19 protein-coding genes and 2 tRNA genes are annotated in these 19,006 nt (G+C 68.2%); 11 read left to right on the top strand and 10 right to left on the bottom strand.

Annotated features, from left to right (window positions below):
• Nucleotides 1–319: 319 nt before the first annotated feature.
• A tRNA-Gly gene (locus ACZ6DT_RS36675) sits at nucleotides 320–393 on the bottom strand.
• 84 nt (nucleotides 394–477) lie between these two features.
• Here ACZ6DT_RS36675 and ACZ6DT_RS36670 point away from each other — a divergent pair.
• From ACZ6DT_RS36670 to ACZ6DT_RS36660, 3 genes are all read left to right on the top strand, one after another.
• Nucleotides 478–554 (top strand) — tRNA-Pro (locus ACZ6DT_RS36670).
• 187 nt (nucleotides 555–741) lie between these two features.
• On the top strand, nucleotides 742–1,182 hold the full coding sequence (locus ACZ6DT_RS36665; RefSeq protein ID WP_465603808.1) for a GNAT family N-acetyltransferase: 441 nt from the start codon (nucleotides 742–744) through the stop codon (nucleotides 1,180–1,182).
• Nucleotides 1,183–1,221: 39 nt separating this feature from the next.
• Nucleotides 1,222–2,448: an RNA polymerase sigma factor gene (locus ACZ6DT_RS36660; RefSeq protein ID WP_465603807.1), complete on the top strand. Its 1,227-nt coding sequence runs from the start codon at nucleotides 1,222–1,224 to the stop codon at nucleotides 2,446–2,448.
• Nucleotides 2,449–2,652: 204 nt separating this feature from the next.
• On the opposite strand, the gene ACZ6DT_RS36655 is transcribed toward ACZ6DT_RS36660, so the two are convergent.
• Together ACZ6DT_RS36655 and ACZ6DT_RS36650 are read right to left on the bottom strand one after the other, a co-directional pair.
• Nucleotides 2,653–3,096 carry a nuclear transport factor 2 family protein gene (locus ACZ6DT_RS36655; RefSeq protein ID WP_465603805.1) on the bottom strand — a complete coding sequence of 148 codons (444 nt, stop codon included), beginning with the start codon at nucleotides 3,094–3,096 and terminating at the stop codon, nucleotides 2,653–2,655.
• A gap of 3 nt (nucleotides 3,097–3,099) precedes the next feature.
• The gene (locus ACZ6DT_RS36650) at nucleotides 3,100–3,975 is read right to left on the bottom strand and encodes a TIGR03619 family F420-dependent LLM class oxidoreductase (protein WP_465603802.1); all 876 of its coding nucleotides are present in this window, start codon (nucleotides 3,973–3,975) and stop codon (nucleotides 3,100–3,102) included.
• A 122-nt stretch (nucleotides 3,976–4,097) separates the two neighbouring features.
• Between ACZ6DT_RS36650 and ACZ6DT_RS36645 the strand changes: the two genes are divergently transcribed.
• Nucleotides 4,098–4,871, top strand: coding sequence for a hypothetical protein (locus ACZ6DT_RS36645; protein ID WP_465603801.1), 774 nt, complete (start codon nucleotides 4,098–4,100; stop codon nucleotides 4,869–4,871).
• 88 nt (nucleotides 4,872–4,959) lie between these two features.
• On the opposite strand, the gene ACZ6DT_RS36640 is transcribed toward ACZ6DT_RS36645, so the two are convergent.
• Both ACZ6DT_RS36640 and ACZ6DT_RS36635 read right to left on the bottom strand, forming a co-directional pair.
• Entirely contained in the window at nucleotides 4,960–5,769 is an 810-nt protein-coding gene (locus ACZ6DT_RS36640) for an Fpg/Nei family DNA glycosylase (protein ID WP_465603799.1), read from the bottom strand.
• A gap of 1 nt (nucleotide 5,770) precedes the next feature.
• Nucleotides 5,771–6,244 (bottom strand): ribose-5-phosphate isomerase, encoded by a 474-nt coding sequence (locus ACZ6DT_RS36635; RefSeq protein ID WP_465603797.1) that lies wholly within the window; start codon nucleotides 6,242–6,244, stop codon nucleotides 5,771–5,773.
• Nucleotides 6,245–6,289: 45 nt separating this feature from the next.
• On the opposite strand from ACZ6DT_RS36635, the gene ACZ6DT_RS36630 reads away from it, so the two are divergent.
• The gene (locus ACZ6DT_RS36630) at nucleotides 6,290–7,009 is read left to right on the top strand and encodes a 2-phosphosulfolactate phosphatase (RefSeq protein ID WP_465603796.1); all 720 of its coding nucleotides are present in this window, start codon (nucleotides 6,290–6,292) and stop codon (nucleotides 7,007–7,009) included.
• On the top strand, nucleotides 7,006–7,809 hold the full coding sequence (locus ACZ6DT_RS36625) for an MBL fold metallo-hydrolase (protein WP_465603795.1): 804 nt from the start codon (nucleotides 7,006–7,008) through the stop codon (nucleotides 7,807–7,809). The genes ACZ6DT_RS36630 and ACZ6DT_RS36625 overlap by 4 nt, the downstream gene beginning before the upstream one ends.
• On the opposite strand, the gene ACZ6DT_RS36620 is transcribed toward ACZ6DT_RS36625, so the two are convergent.
• Nucleotides 7,806–8,426 carry a mycothiol-dependent nitroreductase Rv2466c family protein gene (locus ACZ6DT_RS36620; RefSeq protein ID WP_465603793.1) on the bottom strand — a complete coding sequence of 207 codons (621 nt, stop codon included), beginning with the start codon at nucleotides 8,424–8,426 and terminating at the stop codon, nucleotides 7,806–7,808. The genes ACZ6DT_RS36625 and ACZ6DT_RS36620 overlap by 4 nt on opposite strands.
• A gap of 167 nt (nucleotides 8,427–8,593) precedes the next feature.
• On the opposite strand from ACZ6DT_RS36620, the gene pepN reads away from it, so the two are divergent.
• Complete coding sequence (gene pepN, locus ACZ6DT_RS36615) at nucleotides 8,594–11,167, top strand: aminopeptidase N (RefSeq protein ID WP_465603791.1); 2,574 nt, start codon at nucleotides 8,594–8,596, stop codon at nucleotides 11,165–11,167.
• A 102-nt stretch (nucleotides 11,168–11,269) separates the two neighbouring features.
• On the opposite strand, the gene ACZ6DT_RS36610 is transcribed toward pepN, so the two are convergent.
• The 3 genes from ACZ6DT_RS36610 to ACZ6DT_RS36600 all read right to left on the bottom strand — a co-directional run bounded on the left by ACZ6DT_RS36610 (nucleotide 11,270) and on the right by ACZ6DT_RS36600 (nucleotide 13,255).
• Complete coding sequence (locus tag ACZ6DT_RS36610; protein WP_465603790.1) at nucleotides 11,270–11,752, bottom strand: DUF5130 family protein; 483 nt, start codon at nucleotides 11,750–11,752, stop codon at nucleotides 11,270–11,272.
• The gene (ctaJ, locus tag ACZ6DT_RS36605; protein WP_465603789.1) at nucleotides 11,739–11,996 is read right to left on the bottom strand and encodes an aa3-type cytochrome oxidase subunit CtaJ; all 258 of its coding nucleotides are present in this window, start codon (nucleotides 11,994–11,996) and stop codon (nucleotides 11,739–11,741) included. Before ctaJ ends, ACZ6DT_RS36610 begins: the two co-directional genes overlap by 14 nt.
• A gap of 764 nt (nucleotides 11,997–12,760) precedes the next feature.
• A complete protein-coding gene (locus ACZ6DT_RS36600) occupies nucleotides 12,761–13,255 on the bottom strand; it encodes an HNH endonuclease (protein WP_037319481.1) in 495 nt (164 codons plus the stop codon).
• A gap of 420 nt (nucleotides 13,256–13,675) precedes the next feature.
• Between ACZ6DT_RS36600 and ACZ6DT_RS36595 the strand changes: the two genes are divergently transcribed.
• Genes ACZ6DT_RS36595 through ACZ6DT_RS36585 form a run of 3 tightly spaced genes read left to right on the top strand, consistent with a single transcriptional unit; the run spans nucleotide 13,676 to nucleotide 16,622 of the window.
• A complete protein-coding gene (locus ACZ6DT_RS36595; protein WP_465603787.1) occupies nucleotides 13,676–14,653 on the top strand; it encodes a mechanosensitive ion channel family protein in 978 nt (325 codons plus the stop codon).
• 20 nt (nucleotides 14,654–14,673) lie between these two features.
• Nucleotides 14,674–15,069 (top strand): globin, encoded by a 396-nt coding sequence (locus tag ACZ6DT_RS36590; RefSeq protein WP_465603785.1) that lies wholly within the window; start codon nucleotides 14,674–14,676, stop codon nucleotides 15,067–15,069.
• Nucleotides 15,069–16,622, top strand: coding sequence for a glycoside hydrolase family 13 protein (locus tag ACZ6DT_RS36585; RefSeq protein ID WP_465603783.1), 1,554 nt, complete (start codon nucleotides 15,069–15,071; stop codon nucleotides 16,620–16,622). Before ACZ6DT_RS36590 ends, ACZ6DT_RS36585 begins: the two co-directional genes overlap by 1 nt.
• Nucleotides 16,623–16,699: 77 nt before the next feature.
• Here ACZ6DT_RS36585 and ACZ6DT_RS36580 read toward each other — a convergent pair whose 3' ends face one another.
• Nucleotides 16,700–18,154 carry an LVIVD repeat-containing protein gene (locus tag ACZ6DT_RS36580; RefSeq protein ID WP_465603782.1) on the bottom strand — a complete coding sequence of 485 codons (1,455 nt, stop codon included), beginning with the start codon at nucleotides 18,152–18,154 and terminating at the stop codon, nucleotides 16,700–16,702.
• Nucleotides 18,155–18,241: 87 nt separating this feature from the next.
• Here ACZ6DT_RS36580 and ACZ6DT_RS36575 point away from each other — a divergent pair, with 87 nt between their 5' ends.
• Nucleotides 18,242–18,883: a DUF305 domain-containing protein gene (locus ACZ6DT_RS36575; RefSeq protein ID WP_465603780.1), complete on the top strand. Its 642-nt coding sequence runs from the start codon at nucleotides 18,242–18,244 to the stop codon at nucleotides 18,881–18,883.
• Nucleotides 18,884–19,006: the final 123 nt, after the last annotated feature.

The raw sequence follows: 19,006 nt of genomic DNA, 5'->3' as shown, positions 1-19,006 counted from the left end.
GTTGTGTTTTTTTGTGATTTTTGGTCTTCCTGTTTTGATATTTCGCTACCCCCCCCCCCCCCCCCCCCCCCCCCCCCCCCCCCCCCCCGGACCGAAACTCACGTAACTAATCGGACGACACGCGTGATCCGGCTGACGGCGCGTGTGTCTGGATGGACGACACAAGCGCGGCCGAGTTCCGCCGCGAGTGTGTCGTCCATCCCATCACGCGTGTCGTCCGTCCGGACACGTGAAACCGCCGCTCGCGGCCATCGCGGCCGATGCCCCGAACGCGAAAGAACCCGCAGGCCAGGAGCCTGCGGGTTCTTTCGTGGAGTTGTGGAGCGGGTGACGGGAATCGAACCCGCGTAGCTAGTTTGGAAGACTAGGGCTCTACCATTGAGCTACACCCGCATGCCCCCGGAGTACCGGGTGCGAAACCAGCTTAGCGTGACCCGCTAGGCTGTGCGCACACCCCCCGGGGAGATCGGGGAGTCACGGGATGTGGCGCAGCTTGGTAGCGCATCCGCTTTGGGAGCGGAGGGTCGCAGGTTCAAATCCTGTCATCCCGACCAAAGGTCTTTGACCTGCGGTTCATCTCTTTCGGCCCGTTAAGCCGGAAGACACCGTGCGGATCCGGCCTCGGCGTGTTCCGCCTCCAGTCACGTGTGTTCCGCCTCCAGTCACGTGTGATCGCTGCCTGGACACCCGAATCACGCCGACGCCCTCGGACCGGCCGACCCCTCCGCTTTAATGAGGATCATGGAGATCCGCCACGCCCTCAGCACCGACGCCCCCGCGGTGACCGCGCTCCTCATCGAGCTGGGCTACCCGGACAACGACGTGAAGGACGTGCGCGGCCGGATCGAGCGCTGGTCCCGTCATCCTGAAGGTGCCGCCTTCGTCGCCGAGGCGGACGGCACCGTGGTCGGTGTCATCGCGGTGGTCGCGATCCCGCTTCTCGAGCGGCCAGGCTCCGGCGGCCGGATCGTGGCCTTGGTGGTCGACGAGACCCGGCGCGGCTTGGGCATCGGACGCGAGCTGATCGCCGCGGCCGAAGCAGAGGCGCTGCGCTTGGGCTGCGACACCATGGAGGTCACCAGTTCCCGCCACCGGACCGCCGCGCACGCCTTCTACCGCGCGCGAGGCTATGAGGACCGTTGTGAACGCAGCGCCCGGTTCATCCGCCACCTGAACGCCTGACCACGCATCCAGAGGACTGAATGCGGTAAGACTGGCGTCGTGAAGAACGATCGTCAGGTGGAAGCGCTCCTGCGGGAGCTGGCCCCGCAGGTCATCGGGTTGCTGGTGCGCAAGCACGGGCAGTTCGACGCCTGCGAGGACGCCGTTCAGGAAGCACTGCTCTCGGCCGCGCAGCAGTGGCCGGAGCAGGGCATCCCGGACAGTCCGAAGTCGTGGCTCGCGACGGTCGCGTCACGGCGGCTGGTGGACGAGTGGCGCAGTGAGAGCGCGCGACGCCGTCGCGAGGAGAACTCCGCACTGATGGAGCCGGCCGGGCCGGGTGAAGCGTCCACTGTGTCCGAATCGGACGACACGCTCACCGTGCTTTTCCTGTGCTGCCACCCTTCCCTGTCCGCGCCGTCGCAGCTCGCGCTGACCTTGCGCGCGGTCGGCGGCCTGACCACGGGCGAGATCGCGAACGCCTTCCTGGTCCCGGAATCGACGCTGGCCCAGCGGATCAGCCGGGCGAAACAGACCATCAAGAAGGCGGGTGCCGAGTTCGTCCCGCCGCCGGCCGCGGAACTCGCCGAGCGGCTCCGCGTCGTCCTTCAGGTGCTGTACCTGATCTTCAACGAGGGCTACACGACCAGTGGCGGCCCCGCTCTGCACCGCGCCGACCTGACCGCCGAGGCGATCCGGCTGACCCGGTTGCTCCGGCGGCTCATGCCGGACGAGGACGAGGTCACCGGCCTGCTCGCGCTCATGCTGCTGACCGACGCCCGCCGCGCCGCCCGCGCCGGCGAAGACGGCTCGCTCGTCCCCCTAGCCGAGCAGGACCGGTCGCGCTGGAACGGGGAAATGATCGCCGAAGGCGTGTCTCTGGTGAGCGGGGCGCTGGAAACGGGCCCGGTCGGGCCGTACCAGGTGCAGGCCGCGATCGCCGCCGTCCACGACGAGGCGCCCACCGCGGCCGACACGGACTGGTCGCAGATCCTCGCGCTCTATGACGTCCTTGAGAAGGTCTCGCCCGGCCCTGTCGTCACGCTCAACCGCGCCGTCGCGGTCGCGGAGGTCAACGGGCCGGAAGCGGGCCTCGAACTGCTCGCCACACTCGACGACGACGGCCGGATGAGCCAGACCCACCGGCTCGATTCCGTGCGGGGGCATCTGCTGGAACTGGCCGGGGACACCGGCGCCGCGCGCGAGGCCTACCGCCGGGCCGCCGCCAAGACCGCTAGCGAACCCGAGAAGCAGTACCTGGCCCGGCGCGCGGAGCGGCTCGGCTGAGCTTCACCCGCGCAGGTGCGGCAACAGGCGGTCGATCACCGCGCTGTAGTCGGATCGGGCGTCGATGGCGCGGGGCACGTCGTCGACCGTCGTCACCGAACGCGGGCACGTCCGGATCCCGGGCAGGACGAAGGTGCCGAGCGGGCGGTTGCTTTCGGCGTCGTCTCCGGGCAGAAGGCCACGGGTGGCGCCGCCGTCGCATGCTCAGCGCTCTTGACGGGCCGTGGCCATGGCGCGCTCGGTTTCCCAGAACGCCCGCATCGACACGATCAACCCGTCCTCGCGCACCCGGTAGACGAACACGCCGTCGGTGTCGACGCGGTAGCCGCCGGGCAGGTACGTCGTGATCGTGCCGACGTTCGCGACCTCGTCACCGGCGGCGTGGGAATCGCGGATGGTGAACTGGAAGCGTTCGACGTTCGCGATCGTCTTGTCCCAGAAGGCACTGATCCCGTCGTGACCGTGGTGTCCCTTGCCCTCTGCGTCGAACATCGAGGGACCGATGGGGTCCTCGACGACGGCGTCACCGGCGAAGAGTTCGAGCCAGGCGGCCTTGTCCCCGGCGGTGACCGCGGACATCGAACGAAACGCGGCCTGTCGAGCGGGCGGCTGTGTGGCGGCCGGGTCCCAGCAGACGTCGACACCCATGGTTCAGTCTCCCATCTTCGCGATGATCTCGTCGCCGAATTTCTTGATGGAATCGAGTTTCGGGCCGACTTCGGCGTCGAAGCCGAGGCCGTCGAACACCCACGGCATGGTGATGATGTCGGTGACGCCGATGTCGCCCTGTTCGCGAAAGCCATCGAGACCGAACTTGTCGACGCAGACGGCCTGATACTCGAAGGGATCGTCGGCGCGGCCCCGTTCGGCCAGCAGTCCACGCAATTCGGCGATCGTGTCGCGGAGGTCGTCGAATTTCATCATCGCCGACGACCAGCCGTCGGCGACGCGTGCGGCCCGGCGCAACGCGACGTCGGTGTGACCGCCGATGTAGAACGGCACGCGCGACGGCGGCGTCGGGCTCATGCGGAGCTTGTCGAAGTCGAAGAATTCGCCGTGGAATTCGACCATCCCGCCGTCGAGGATCAGCCGCAGCACCTCGATGGCCTCGTCCACGCGCTTGCCGCGCTTTTCGTACGGAACGCCGCACCAGCGGAACTCCTCCGGCGACCAGCCGACGCCGAGTCCGAGGCCGAACCGGCCGCCGGTCAGCGCCGCGACCGAGTTGACCTGACGCGCGAGCAGGACCGGATTGCGGGAGCCGAGTTTGAGCACGGAGGTGTAGAACGTGAGCCGTTCGGTGACCGCGCCCATCGACGCGGCGGCGACCAGCGGATCGGCCCAGGGCGTCTCCTCCGTCCAGAAGCGACTGCCGTCGGGCGTGTACGGATAGTCGGCCGAGACCGTTTCGGAATAGAACAGGGAATCCGGGAGCGCGATCGAGGAAAAACCCGCCTCTTCGGCGGCGCGGGCGAGTTCGCCCAGCTGATCGAGCGGATTCATCGCGATCGACAGGGTGAACTTCATGGAGCTGAACTATAACGTGTTCTAGTTTCTGCCGCCAGTGTGCGCGGCGCCACCGGAGGGAACCACGGACAGACCGCCCACGTTGTCCGGAGCAAAGGCCGAACGATTTCTGGAGTGAACCCATGGGCACCGCGATCTTCCTGATCGTGCTCCTCGTCGTCGTGGTCGGCGGCGGTATCTACTTCGCGAAATCCCAGGCGGCGGCCAAGAAGCGCCAGCTGGACGACGCGAAGGCCGACGCACGGCGCCTCGTCGAGCGGCTGGGCGGTCAGGTCATGAACCTCAGCGGCACGGACACCGCCTCCCAGCAGGCGATGGCGGACGCGTCCGAACGCTTCACCGCGGCGGGCTCGCAGATGGAGCAGGCACAGACCGTCGAGCAGGCCCGGCTGGTGCGCGAGACCGCCATCGAGGGCCTCTATTACGTCCGCGCGGCGCGGCTCGCGATGGGCATGGACCCCGGTCCGGAACTGCCCGCCAACGAGGAGCGCGACCGTGCCGGCAAGGTCACCGAGTACCGCTCGGTCGACGTCGAGGGCGAGCACTACGAGGCGTCGCCGGATCCGAGCCGGCGGACGCCGCACTACTACCCCGGTGGCCGCGTGGCCGGCCGTCCGGTGCCGCAGGGCTGGTACAGCGAACCGTGGTGGAAGCCCGCGCTCGTCGCCGGCGCCTGGGGTCTCGGTTCGATGCTGCTGTTCAGCGCGATGTTCTCCGGAATGGCCGGTATCGCGAGCGCGTCGGCCTGGGAATCGGGCTACGACGCGGGCCAGGAGGACGCCGGTGCCGGTGACGCGGGCGGCGACGCCGGGGGCGACACGGGCGGGGACGCCGGTGGGTTCGACGGTGGCGGCTTCGATGGCGGCGGTTTCGACGGCGGAGGCTTCGACTTCTAGCCCGCTGTCGCCCCTTCAAGCGCTATGAACGGTCCGTTGCTTGCAAATTTTGCAAGTAACGGACCGTTCATAGCATTCGGGAAGCCCCTCACCCGGGCTGGCAGGTCGGGCACCAGAAGAGGTTCCGTGCCGCCAGATCGCTCCGCAGTACCGCCGTCCCGCACACGAGACAAGGCATCCCCTCGCGACGGTAGACGTAGACCTCGCCCCCGTGCCGGTCCTGCCGCGGCGCGCGGCCGGTCACCTGGGGCAGATGCTCCCGCGCGACCGTGTCGATCCGTCCCACCCGGACACCGTGCCGCATGAGCGTCACGAGATCCGCCCACATGTCCTCCCACAGCCCGCGATCGAGCGCGCGGCCCGGGACCAGCGGGGCGACACCGTGCCGGAACAGCACCTCGGCGCGATACACGTTGCCGACGCCCGCCAGCACCGACTGATCCATCAGCAGTGCCGCGATCGACGTCTTCGACCGGGAGATCCGCTCCCACGCCTTGTCCGGTTTCGCGTCACGGCGCAGCGGATCCGGGCCGAGCCGTGCCTTGATCGCGTCCACTCGAGGCGCGTCCAGGAGTTCGCACTGGTTCGGGCCGCGCAGGTCGGCGGAATGCGTCGGGCCGACCAGCCGCATCCTCACCTGCCCGACCGGTTCCGGGACGGGCAGCGGCACGTCGGAGAACGTGCCGTAGAGGCCGAGGTGGACGTGCACCGTCCCGTGTGGACCGTAGTCGTGGAACAGATGCTTCCCGTGCGCCTCGGCCTTCACCAGCACCCGGCCGTCCAAACGGGACGCTTCGGCGGCGAACCGCCCTTGCGGGCTGCTCACCTCGACCGGGTGACCGGCGAAACGGCGTTTGTGCAGACGTGCCAGGCGATGGAGCGTATGCCCCTCGGGCATGTCAGTGCTCGGGCAGCGGCGGCGGCCAGCCGGTGTTCTCGTAGTCCAGGATCTGCTGGACGCGGCGGCCGTGGCGCTCGTCCGGGCTCGGCGGGGTCGCGAGGAACGCCTCGACGATCTCCGTGGCCTCTTCGGTGGTGTGCATCCGCGCGCCGACGCCGATCAGCTGGGCGTGGTTGTGCTCGCGGGTGAGCTTCGCGGTCTCGACGCTCCACGCGAGGCCGGCGCGGGCGCCCTTCACCTTGTTGGCCGCGATCTGCTCGCCGTTGCCGGAGCCGCCGACGACGATGCCGAGGCTGCCCTCGTCCGCGACGACGCGGCGGGCCGCCTCGATGCAGAACGCCGGGTAGTCGTCGGCCGCGTCGTAGGCGAAGGGACCGACGTCCTCGACGTCGTGGCCCTGCTCCTTGAGGTGGGCCACGAGGTGGTTCTTCAGTTCGAAACCGGCATGGTCAGAGCCAAGGTAAACACGCACAGCGCGGAGTCTGCCATCACGTTCGGGGGCGAGCATGCTGTGGGGGTGGACATCAGACTCGAATGGGGAACCGAGGGAGTCGGCGCGCTGGGTGCGGAGTGCGCCGTTCTCGTCATCGTCGACGTACTTTCCTTCTGCACCACAACGGATCTCGTCCTGGGCAACGGCGGCCGGGTGCTTCCCGTCCGCTGGCGCGATCAGCACAACGTGAAGGTCGCGAAGGAGCGAGGCGCCATCCTCGCGGGTGAACGCGAGTGGACCTTGCGACCTTCGTCTGTGACCGAAATCCCTTCCGGCACCCTCCTCGCGCTCCCCTCCCCGAACGGCGCCACGCTCTGCGACGCCGCCGCCACGACCGGTGCCGTCGTGCTCGCGGGATGCCTGCGCAACGCCACTGCCGTCGCCGCCCGCGCGGCCGAGCTGGCGGACGGCGCGCCGATCGGTGTCGTCCCGGCAGGGGAACGCTGGGGCATCGACATCCACACCGCGGCCAAGACGTTCGGGCCGCTGAGGCCGTGCGTCGAGGATCAGCTCGGCGCGGGAGCGATCGTCGCGGCGCTGAACGGCTGCGGCCGCCTGTCCGCCGAAGCGCGTCTCGCGGCCGTCGCGGCGAAATCGATCGACATCGCCGAAGCACTGACAGAGTGTTCTTCAGGACGTGAGCTCGCCGCGGCCGGGCACGCGAACGACGTGACACTCGCCGCGAAACTCGATTCGAGCAGCACGGTTCCCCTGCTGCGCAACGGAATTCTGGAGGATTCGTGACTTGGCTCGAACTCGCGGACGGCGTGTACGCCCGCCGTTACGAGGAGCTGGACCTGACCGTCGGCCTCGTCGTGGGCGGTGAGCGCTGCCTGGTCGTCGACGTCCGCGGCGACGTCGACCAGGGCGCCGAACTGGCCGCGGCGGTACGGGAGATCACGCCGCTGCCATGGTCGGTCGTGTACACCCACGCGCATTTCGATCACGCCTTCGGCACGACGGCGTTCCTGCCGTGCGACGTCTGGGCGCACGAAGGGTGCTTGATCGAGCTGACCACTTACGGCGAGGGCGCGCGGCGCAAGTGGATCCAGCACTACCTCGGTGAAAACCGGCCTGAGATGGCGGAGGCGCTGGCACGCACCGAGATCACCGTGCCGGACAAACCGGTGTCGGACACCGCCGAGATCGACCTCGGCGGTCGCACCGTCGTGCTGCGGTTCCTCGGCCGGGCCCACACCGATCACGACCTGTTCGTGCAAGTGCCCGACGCGGGCGTCATCTATGCGGGCGACGCCGTCGAGAACGCCGAAGCCGGCTTCAGCGCGTTCTCCTTCAACGACGGCAGCTTCCTGGCCGAATGGTCCGGCGTGATGGACGCGATCCTCGCGCTGGAACCGAAGACCATCGTGGCCGGGCACGGGGATCCCGTCGACACCGCGTTCATCGAGAAACACCGCGACGGGTTGCGTGAACTCGTCGCGCTCAAGAACCAGGTCGCCGCAGGAGACCTCACGACGGACGAAGCCGTCGCGAGGTCTCCCTACCCCGGCGATGTCACCAAGGCCGCCCTGGAAACCCCTTAGTCGAAGTTCAGCTCACCGGACCGGGTGCGCTTCAGCTCGAAGAAGTCCGGGTAGCTCGCCAGCGCGCGGGCGCCGTCGAACACCTTGACGGCGTCCTCGCCACGCGGGATCGAGCTGAGCACCGGGCCGAAGAAGGCGACGCCGTCGATGTGGATGGTCGGGGTGCCGACGTCCATTCCGACCGGATTCATACCTTCGTAGTGACTCTTTTTCAGCGCTTCGTCGTACTCGGTCGACTCCGCGGCGTCGGCCAGCTCGGCCGGGGCGCCGACGGCCTCAAGGGTCTCCTTGATGACCTTCGGGATGTCCTTCTCGCCCTGGTTGTGATGGCGCGTGCCGAACTCCGTGTAGAAGTCGCGCAGGGCCTCCTCGCCGTTCTTCCGCGCCAGCGCGGTGGCGACGCGGACGGGGCCCCAGCCGCGGTCCAACAGCTCCTTGTACTGCTCAGGCAGGTCCTCGCGGCCGCTGTTCAGCTCGGACAGGCTCATGATCCGGAACCTCAGGTCGAGGTCGCGGTGCTTCTCCACCTCGAGGATCCAGCGCGAGCTGATCCAGGCGAACGGGCAGATCGGATCGAAGTAGAAGTCGACCTTGGTCTTCTCGGACGGGGCGGTCATCAGGTTCTCCCAGTGCCATCGTCTTGGGTGGGGCGGTACGCACGGAGTGCTACACAGCGAGCCAACATCGCGGCCATCGGCGTTGTTCCCGTCGTCAGCACCGGCCTGGACATGATTGGATGCCAGTAGTTGGAAACCAAAACCGATACCGATGACCAGAGGTGCCAGTGCCCGCCCCCAACCTGACCCGAGACCAAGCCAAGCTGCGCGCGGACCTGCTCGACGTCGAGTCCTACGACATCGAGCTGGATCTGACCGACGGCCGCGGCGGTCCCGGTGAAAAGACCTTCACGTCGAAGACGACGATCAAGTTCGCGAGCGCCAGAAGCGGCGAAGCGTCGTGGGTCGACATCGTCGCCGAGGGGATCGAGTCGGCCGTCCTCAACGGGACGGAGCTCGACGTCAGCGGGTACGTCGAGGACAAGGGCGTCGAGCTGCCCGCCCTCGCCGGATCGAACGAGCTCGTCGTGGACGCGGTCTGCCGGTACATGAACACCGGCGAGGGCCTGCACCGCTTCGTCGACCCGGTCGACGACGGCGTCTACCTCTACACGCAGTTCGAGACCGCGGACGCGAAGCGCATGTTCGCCTGCTTCGACCAGCCCGACCTCAAGTCGGTCTACCGGCTCACCGTCATCGCGCCGAAGGACTGGAAGGTCATTTCGAACGCGCTGATCGAGTCGGCCGAGGAGACCCCTGACGGGGCCGTCCGCACCGTGTTCAAGGTGTCCGAGCGGATCTCGACCTACCTGGTCGCGCTGATCGCGGGCCCGTACAGCGAATGGCGCGACGAGTTCTCCGACGCCCACCGCACGATCCCGCTGGGCATCTACTGCCGTGCCTCGCTCGCCGAGCACATGGACGCGGACAAGCTGTTCACCGAGACCAAGCAGGGTTTCGCCTTCTACCACGAGAAATTCGCCACCCCGTACCCGTTCTCCAAGTACGACCAGCTGTTCGTGCCGGAGTTCAACGCGGGGGCGATGGAGAACGCCGGCGCCGTCACCTTCCTGGAGGATTACGTCTTCCGCAGCCGCGTCACCCGCTACGCCTACGAGCGCCGGGCCGAGACGCTGCTGCACGAGATGGCGCACATGTGGTTCGGCGACCTGGTCACCATGCGCTGGTGGGACGACCTGTGGCTGAACGAGTCGTTCGCGACCTTCGCGAGTGTGCTCGCCCAGGCCGAGGCCACCGAGTACAAGAACGCGTGGACCAGTTTCGCGAACATCGAAAAGTCGTGGGCGTACCGGCAGGACCAGCTGCCCTCGACGCATCCGATCGCCGCGGACATCGTCGACCTGCACGCGGTCGAGGTGAACTTCGACGGCATCACCTACGCCAAGGGCGCGAGCGTCCTGAAGCAGCTCGTCGCCTACGTCGGGCTCGACCACTTCCTCGAAGGCCTCAAGGTCTACTTCGGCAAGCACGCCTGGGGCAACGCGACCCTGGCGGATCTGCTGGGCGCGCTGGAAGAGGCCTCGGGCCGCGACCTGTCGTGGTGGAGCGCGCAGTGGCTGGAGACCACCGGTCTCAACTCGCTGAGCCCACGCTACGAGGTCGGCGCCGACGGCGCGTACACCTCCTTCGCCGTCACCCAGACCGGTGCCAAGCCGGGTGCCGGTGAGCTGCGGACGCACCGTGTCGCGGTCGGCGTCTACGACGAGGACGAGAACGGCAAGATCGTCCGCGAGCACCGCGTCGAACTCGACGTCGACGGCGAACGCACCGAGGTGCCGGCGCTGGTCGGTCTCCCGGCGGGCAAGCTCGTGCTGGTCAACGACGACGACCTGACCTACTGCACGATGCGGCTCGACCCGGCGTCGCTGACCACGCTGATCGACCGCATCGCCGACATCACCGACCCGCTGCCCCGCACCCTGTGCTGGTCGGCGGCGTGGGAGATGACGCGTGAAGCCGAGCTCAAGGCCCGCGACTTCGTCACGCTGGTGCAGCGCGGCGTGCACACCGAGACCGAGGTGGGCGTGGTGCAGCGGCTGCTGCTGCAGGCGCAGACGGCGCTGAACTCGTACGCGAAGCCGGCGTGGGCGGCGGACAAGGGCTGGCCGGAGTTCTCCGCGCGGCTGCTGGAGCTGGCACAAGGCGCCGAGGCCGGTTCGGACCACCAGCTCGCGTTCGTGAACTCGCTCGCCGGATGTGTGCTCGACGACAAGACGCTGGCGATCATCGCGGGCTGGCTCGACGGCACGGCACCCCTGGAGGGCCTGACCGTCGACACCGACCTGCGCTGGCGGCTGCTGCACGCGCTCGTCGCGCACGGCAAGGCGGGGAACCCCGAGATCGACGCGGAACTCGCGAAGGACGACACCGCCGCCGGACGGCGTCAGGCGGAGCGCTCGCGGGCGCTGCGGCCGACCGCGGAGGCGAAGGCCGACGCGTGGCAGCGGGCGGTGTACGACGACGAGCTGCCCAACGCGGTCAGCGACTCGCTCATCACCGGCTTCTCCCACCCCGGCCAGAAACACCTGCTCGGCGATTACGTGACGCGTTACTTCGAGGTCATCGACGAGGTGTGGCAGCGGCGCTCCAGCGAGCGGGCGCAGCCGACCGTGGTCGGGCTGTACCCGTCGTGGGCCGTCGACCCGGCGTCCGTGGCGGCGTCGGACGAGTGGCTGACCGGGGAGCACCCGGCGGCACTGCGCCGTCTGGTGTCGGAAGGCCGGGCCGGGATCGTGCGGGCGCTGGCCGCCCGTGAGTTCGACTCGCAGGCCGGGGTCTAGTCCCGTAGTACGCGGTTGTGAGTGGCGATTCGGGTTCTAACCCGAATCGTCACTCACGACCACCTGGACCGACGCGGTACCGAAACCCTCCCGCTTGCGGCGTCAGTGCTGCGGAGCGCCGGCCTGGTCGCTCAGCATGCGGAGTGCGTTCACGAGGCCGCCGATGAGGTCGCCTTCCTTGAAGGAGGCCACCATGCTGGCCACGGCGAGCTTCGCGCCGCGGTCGGGCAGGCGGAACCGGGCCTGCGCGCCCGTCACGATCTCGATGGCGCGCTGTCCGGGCGACACGGCGACGACCACGGCGTCGGCCGGGTTGTCGGTCGAGGCGAGCAGGCTCTCGGCGGTGGCTCGGGTGTCGTCGCCGAGGTCGCCGAGGTACACACTGAAGTCCAGGCCGGTCTCGCGGCTGGCCAGGGTCAGCGCCTCGTCCAGCCGGGCAAGCTGCTGGATCGTGAATGGGCTGATCGGCCCAGCAGGTTCGTACATCCTGGCGGCGGAAATCCGGCCGCTGGAGGTAACGGCGGCGCCGTAACCGGGCTCTTCGTCGACAGCGGTGGACGAATGGGTCAGTTCACCAGTTGCCACGAGCGCCTCCTGTCACCGAAGCTCCGTCCGCCACACCGACGGCGGTCGCGCCGCCCGCGTGCGAATGCCTGGCGCCGACCCCGTCGGGGTTGGCGCTCCACCACATGGCCGGGTACTCCCACGGCTGCCCCGGCCGGTACCGGGCGACGCCCGCGCCCTTCGACCGCAGCGTGGCCACCCCGCAAAGCGCGTAGATGGCCAAGGGGATCACCGCGAAGACCAGGATCGTCTCGACAAGGTTCACGCGCGTGAGCGTATCCGATGGCGTGCGGCCGCACTCGCTCGCACGGGCGTGCCACCGCTCACCGTCCGGCGAGGGCCGTCCGCCGCTTGCCGCGAAAGCGCTCCCACATTGGGGCGAAGCCCTCAAGGCCGAAAGGTTGCAACTCAACGTACGGGCGGCCGCACCCGGCGCTGTCGTCTTGTCGGAGCCTTGAAATCCTCGTAGCTTTTTCACCTGTACGGGCCTTGCGCCCAGCTCTTACACCCCAGCAGGTAACGCACCGGTCGCAGGAGGATATGTCATGCAGAGCACCCAGACACCCGGCCAGGCGATCATCGACGACGTTTCGTCACTCTTCGAAATTGGATTCGCCCCCGGTACGCGTGTGACGGCGGGCACACGGGTTACTCGCGGTACTCGTGTCACTCGCGGTACGCGGGTCACCGCCGGTACCCGGGTCACTCGCGGAACCCGCGTCACCCGAGGCACTCGTGTCACCGCCGGCACCCGCGTCACCCGTGGCACGCGGGTCACTCGCGGCACTCGCGTGACCGCCGGCACCAGGGTCACCTGCGGCACCCGGGTCACTCGCGGAACCCGCGTCACCCGTGGCACCCGCGTCACCTGCCAGAGCGACTTCTTCCTCGCCGCCTGAGCTCGGGCACGACCGGTCAACGGGGGACGGCGCACTCCGTAACGAGCTTCATCACGGCATCATCGGCTCGCCCCGGCCGCCGAAAGGCAGCCGGGGCGCCGACGTTTTCAGGGGCCCGGTCAGAATCCGATCAGGCCGCGGTTCCCAGGTACGGCCGCCACAACGGGTCGGCCTCCTTCGAATGCGCGAGCAGCCGCCAGTGCGGCCCGTGCGGGGCCCTCGGCACGACGCGCAGCCGCCAGCCGATCTCGGAAAGCAGCTTGTCCGCCTTCCGGTGGTTGCACTTGGCGCAGCAGGCCACGCAGTTCGTCCAACTGTGGGGGCCACCGCGGCTGCGCGGGACGACGTGGTCGATCGTCTCGGCCCGACCTCCGCAGTAGGCGCAGCGGTACCGGTCGCGGTGCATCAGCCCGGCCCGGGTCAGCGGCACCTGCGCGCGGTAGGGCACGCGCACGTAGGTGCTCAGCCGGATCACCGAAGGCACGGGCAGCGAGACCGTGGCGGCGTGCAGTTCGAGCCCTCCGGGGTCGCCATGCACCACCTCGGCCTTGCCGCACATCACGAGGACCACCGCGCGCCGCAACGGCAGCGCCGTGAGCGGCTCGAACGTGGCGTTCAACAGCAATACCCGTCTGCGGCCCCAAGACGACGCTGATGTCGTAGTGGGTACCGCCGTACTCGACGGGTCCCGCCCTCTACGCTGTCCGGGCGGGCGGGCAACACCCCCTGGCCGCGTTCCCGGCCCGCCCGGTGGCGCCCCGTGCGAGGGGGCACCTCCCGGATGAGCGCGCAACACGCCCTCCGGCGCCTGTCCGGCCAAGGCTTGGCTCGGGACGCCGAGGGGGATGGGTTGTCGGTCTGGCACTCGACCACCTCCACCGGTGCAGGCATAGTCGACCACAGATCAGCCCCAAAACGCACGTGTGTTAGTGGACGTGTCACACGCCCGCGACCCGGCGGCCACCTGTAAGCAGGTATTTCGAATCCCGCCGCGCGGAGCAGCGCGAACGAACCCCCGCCGAGTACGAAAGGACATTTCTTCTCAGTGAACCTGCTGCCCACGGAACCCCCGGCTTGCACGCGAGACGCCGAAACCATCTGCTACCAGGTGTTCCAGGTCACAAAGAACGAATGGCTCGCCGCGTCGGCAGGCTGGCTGCTGACGAAGCCGATCAGGATCCTGATGATCATGGCCGTGGCGTTCCTGCTGCGGTACCTGGTCTGGCGCGTGATCAACCGCGTGACGCGGATGCCGGGCGGCTCCAGGAAACTGCCCGCCCTGTTGAGACCGCTGCGGGAGAAGGCTCCCGAGGTGCTCGGGTCGGCGGTGATGGAACGACGCCGCCAGCGTGCCGCCACGATCGGCTCGGTGCTCAAGTCGATGGCGACGTTACTGATCTACGGCATCGCGTTCATCCTCGTGCTGGGTGAATTGGGCATCAACCTGGCGCCGATCATCGCCTCCTTCAGCATCGTGGGGGTCGCGCTCGGTTTCGGCGCGCAGAACCTCGTCAAGGACTTCCTGTCCGGCATGTTCATGATGATCGAGGACCAATACGGCGTCGGTGACGTCGTCGACGTCGGCGAGGCGTCCGGCACCGTCGAGGCCGTCGGCCTCCGGATAACCACTCTGCGTGACATCAACGGCACCGTCTGGTACGTCCGCAATGGCGAGGTGCTACGCGTCGGCAACTCGAGCCAAGGCTTCGCCGTCGCCGTCGTCGACGTCCCGCTCAGCTACTCCGCCGACGTCGAAAAGGCCACCGAACTGATGGCCGAGAAGTCGAAGACCCTCCTGGAAAGTGAGGGACTGGCACCCAGCGTGCTGGAGCCGCCCGAGATGCTCGGTGTGGAGACCGTGACCCCCGAAGGCATCAAGCTCCGCCTGACGGTGAAGGTCCGGCCTGGCAAGCAGTGGGCCGTGCAGCGCGCGCTTCGGGCGCATCTGCTCGCCGCGCTGGACGAAGCCGGCTTCGAGCCGCCGCTGGGACGCTTTATGTCCGCCGGCCCCGCCGCACAGTAGGACAAGGGCAGAATGGAGTTGTGTCCGTGACCGAACCTGACCCCACCACCTTGTACGAGGCCGTCGGCGGTGAACCCGTCTTCACCCGGATCGTCGCGCGGTTCTATGCCGAAGTCGCCGTCGACGAGGTGCTTCGCCCGCTGTACCCCGAGGAGGACCTCGGCCCGGCCGAGGAGCGTTTCCGGCTGTTCCTCATGCAGTACTGGGGCGGCCCGCACACCTACTCGGATCAGCGCGGTCACCCTCGGCTGCGGATGCGGCACGGCCCGTTCAAGATCGGCCCGATCGAACGCGACGCCTGGCTGCGCTGCATCAAGATCGCGGTCGACGAGGAGAACATCGAGGAGCCCTACCGCTCGCGGCTGTGGGCGTACCTGGAGATGGCCGCCAACAGCATGATGAACAGCTTCGTGTGATGGCGACGGGCGCGGCTTGGTGGGACCAGGCGGTCTTCTACCAGGTCTACGTGCGCTCGTTCGCCGATTCGGACGGGGACGGCGTCGGCGACCTCGAAGGCATCCGCGGCAAGCTCGGGTACCTGGAGCTGCTCGGGGTCGACGCGTTGTGGCTGACGCCGTTCTACCGCTCCCCCATGGCCGACCACGGCTACGACATCGCGGACCCGCGCGACGTCGACCCGATGTTCGGCACCCTCGGCGACTTCGACGTCCTGCTGACGGAGGCGCACAAACGCGGCATCAAGGTCACCGTCGACGTCGTCCCCAACCACACCAGCAACACCCACGCCTGGTTCAAATCGGCGATGGCGGCGCCGCCGGGCGGCCCGGAACGGGATCGCTACATCTTCCGTGACGGGCTCGGCCCGCGCGGCGACCTGCCGCCGAACAACTGGCTCAGCGCGTTCGGCGGCCCGGCGTGGACGCGGGTCCCGGACGGCCAGTGGTACCTGCACCTGTTCTCGCCGCAGCAACCCGACCTGAACTGGGCCAACCACGAGGTCGCCGCCGATCTGGAGCGGACCCTGCGCTTCTGGCTGGATCACGGCGTGGACGGCTTCCGCGTCGACGTCGCGCACGGCATGGCGAAACCGCCGGGCCTGCCGGACATGGACCCGCGGGTGAACCCGCTCGGGCCGAGCGAGTTCTACGACCCGAGGTTCGACAACGACCGCGTCCACGAGATCCACCAGATGATCCGCAAGGTGCTCGACGAGTACCCGGGCACGATGGCCGTCGGCGAGATCTGGGTGACCGACGAGGAACGCCTCGCACGCTACCTGCGGCCCGGCGAACTGCATCTGGCGTTCAACTTCCGGCTCGTGCTCACGCATTTCGACGCGGACGCGCTGCGGACGGCCATCGAGCGGTCCCTGGCGGTGCCGAAGTCGGCCGGGGCCCCCGCCACCTGGACGTTGAGCAACCACGACGTTTGGCGGCAGGTCAGCCGCTACGGCGGCGGCGAACGCGGTGTGCGGCGGGCGCGGGCGATGGCGCTCGTCGAACTGGCGCTGCCCGGAGCGGTCTATCTGTACAACGGTGAGGAACTGGGGCTCGGCAACGTCGACCTCCCGCCGGAAGCGCTCGCGGACCCGCGTGCCAAGACCTCCGGCGCCGAGTTCGGCCGCGACGCGGCACGGGTGCCACTGCCGTGGGAAGGCGACCTGCCGCCGTTCGGTTTCTCCCGGAATCCGCGGACGTGGCTGCCGATGCCCGCTTCGTGGGCGTCGGTGACGGTGGAAGCGCAACTGGAGGATCCGGCGTCGACGCTGTCGCTGTACCGGCGCGCGATCGAGATCCGCAAGTCGCACAAGGCCTTCAGCGGTGACGATCTCGAGTGGTACGGCGCGCCCGCGGGGTGTTTCGCGTTCCGGCGGCGCGGCGGCGGGCTGGTCTGCGCGCTGAACACGTCGGCGAGCCCGATCGCGCTGCCGCCCGGTGAGGTACTGCTGTCGAGCGTTCCGCTGGTGGACGGGAAACTGCCGCCGGACGCGGCCGCCTGGCTCGTCTGAGCGCCCCTCGAACGCCATGAAAGGTCCTTTCCTCGCGAAATTCGCGAGGAAAGGACCTTTCATCGCACGCTAGTGGATCACTTGTTGAAGCCCGGGTGCAGCTTGTACTGCGTCTGGGCGTTGAACTCGTTCTGCCGGACGAGCTTCGCCGGGAAGGTCCGCCAGTCGTTGAGGGCCAGGACGTCCAGGCCCTTCACCATGTCGGACGAGAAGATGTGGCCGTTGTACCAGTACGCCGACCACGTGCCACCACCGACCAGCTTCTCGTTCGAGAGCGGACCCCGCTCCCAGTACGCGATCTCCTTCGGCTGCTTCGCGTCGGTGAAGTCCCACACCGAGACGCCGCCCTGGTACCAGGACTGGACCATGATGTCCTTGCCCGGCACCGGGATCAGCGAACCGTTGTGCGCCACGCAGTTCTCGGTCTCGGACTGCAAGCGCGGGATCTTGTAGTAGCTGACGAACTCCAGCTTGCGGTCGTCGCCGCGGCCGGTGATCTGGTAGATGCCGTTGGCGCCGCGGGTGGAGCCGAACTTCTCCAGGCAGGTCGCCATCCCGCCGCCGCCGAGCTCGTCGGTGAAGACGACCTTGGTGGCGTCGTTGTTGAAGGTGGCGCTGTGCCAGAACGCGAAGTTCACGTTGTCCTGCACGCGGTTGATGACCCGCGGCTTGAGCCGGTCGGAGATGTCGAGCAGGACACCGTCACCCATGCAGGCACCGGCCATCAGGTCCTGCTCCGGCAGCGCCGTCAGGTCGTGGCAGCCGGTGGTCGCCGACCGGCGGGTGCCGTCGGGGTTGGGGCCGCCGGGGTTGCCGCCGTCGATCGGGAACAGCACCGGGGTCGCGACGAGCGAAGCCTTCGCCGGGTCCTTCACCGGGACCTTGATGATCGACAGCTTGTCGTGCGGCGGCTGGCAGTCGGGCAGGTTCGCCGCCGGCGCGTACGACGAGACGTAGATGTACACGTCTTTGCCGCGCTTGTCCGGCACCAGGGTGTTGGTGTGCGAACCGCAGTCGGTCTCGACCGCCGCGACGTACTTCGGCGCCGCGAGGTTCGAGATGTCGAAGATCTTGATGCCCTCCCACGCCGTCTTGTCCGAAGCGGGCTTCGAGACGCTGGTGCAGGAGTCGTCGCTGCGCGACACGTCGGTCGAGAGGAAGACCAGGTCTCCGGACACCGACACGTCGTTCTGCCCACCGGGGCACAAGACCTGGCTGACGATCTTCGGGCGATACGGGTTGCGGACGTCGTAGACAGTGAAGCCGTCGTAGGTACCGATGATCGCGTGGCCCTTGGTGAACGCGATGTCGGTGCCGGTCGAGTCCTTGGTGAACGGCCCCTGCTGCGGGACGTTGGCGATCGACCGGAGGTTCGGGCTGTGGACGATCTCGTCCACTCCCGGAATCGCGGTCGCCGACGGTTCGGCGATCACGGCCGGCGCGGCGAGCGCGCTGGAGGCCCCGAGGGCGGCGACCGCGGCCGCCGACACGAAGACCCTGGTCAAGCGGCGTTTCAGCCCAGGCTGCGGCACGATATGGCTCTCCTTCCACCCAGCTTTACGCGCACCTTATTCCTTATTTAGGCTCAGCAGATACCGACCAACGGAGGAACTCCCGGGATGAGAAAAAGTTTGACATCGGCGCTGCTCGCTGCCGCTTTCGTAGTCTCGGGCTGCACTGGCGACGAAAACCCGGTCTCACCGGCCCAGAGCGCGCCGGTCATCGTTCCCGGCAAGCCCGGCGAGCAGGCGGGCACCGGCGCTCCCGGCCCGGTGAACCGCGATCAGCCCAACGAGGCCGACGTCGAGTACATGACGATGATGATCCCCCACCACCAGCAGGCGAAGGTGATGACCGACCTGGTGCCGGGCAAGACGGCGAACGAGCAGATCCGGGCCGTCGCGGGCCGGATCTCGGTCGCGCAGGACGGTGAGATCGCGATGATGAAGACCTGGCTTGCCGACCGCGGCAAGCCGGTGCCGGGCGCGGGCCACGGTGACCACGGTGGAGGGCACGATCACGCGCTCATGCCGGGCATGGCGACCGAGGCCCAGCTGGCTGATCTGCGCGCGGCGAACGGGGCGGCGTTCGAAAAGCTGTTCCTCGACCTGATGATCGCGCATCACCAGGGCGCGCTGACCATGGCCGAAACCCAGCTCGGCAAGGGGGTGGAGAGCAAGGCGCAGGAGATGGCGCAGGAGGTCATCACCGGCCAGACCGCCGAGATCGAGCGCATGAAGACCATGCGCTCGAAGCTTTAGCCCTTGCCCGCGTTTCGTCCTCTGAATGCGGTAGTTCGCAAAACCGACCAACCCACTTCAATGGGGAAAAGAGGGGGGCAGGAGCTGTCCAGATAGGTGGAATTTGTCTCGTCTTTCCCAGTG

The sequence above is a fragment of the Amycolatopsis sp. NPDC041971 genome, assembly GCF_055588925.1.
The sequence above is the reverse complement of the archived record's forward strand: the minus strand, read 5'-3'. Positions and strand labels throughout refer to the sequence as shown.

What these genes read in the sequence shown, in the direction of transcription:
- ACZ6DT_RS36665 (WP_465603808.1), top strand. Translation starts at nt 742, where the DNA reads ATGGAGATCCGCCACGCCCTCAGCACCGACGCCCCCGCGGTGACCGCG.
- ACZ6DT_RS36655 (WP_465603805.1), bottom strand. Translation starts at nt 3,096, where the DNA reads ATGGGTGTCGACGTCTGCTGGGACCCGGCCGCCACACAGCCGCCCGCT.
- ACZ6DT_RS36650 (WP_465603802.1), bottom strand. Translation starts at nt 3,975, where the DNA reads ATGAAGTTCACCCTGTCGATCGCGATGAATCCGCTCGATCAGCTGGGC.
- ACZ6DT_RS36645 (WP_465603801.1), top strand. Translation starts at nt 4,098, where the DNA reads ATGGGCACCGCGATCTTCCTGATCGTGCTCCTCGTCGTCGTGGTCGGC.
- ACZ6DT_RS36640 (WP_465603799.1), bottom strand. Translation starts at nt 5,769, where the DNA reads ATGCCCGAGGGGCATACGCTCCATCGCCTGGCACGTCTGCACAAACGC.
- ACZ6DT_RS36620 (WP_465603793.1), bottom strand. Translation starts at nt 8,426, where the DNA reads ATGACCGCCCCGTCCGAGAAGACCAAGGTCGACTTCTACTTCGATCCG.
- ACZ6DT_RS36585 (WP_465603783.1), top strand. Translation starts at nt 15,069, where the DNA reads ATGGCGACGGGCGCGGCTTGGTGGGACCAGGCGGTCTTCTACCAGGTC.
- ACZ6DT_RS36575 (WP_465603780.1), top strand. Translation starts at nt 18,242, where the DNA reads ATGAGAAAAAGTTTGACATCGGCGCTGCTCGCTGCCGCTTTCGTAGTC.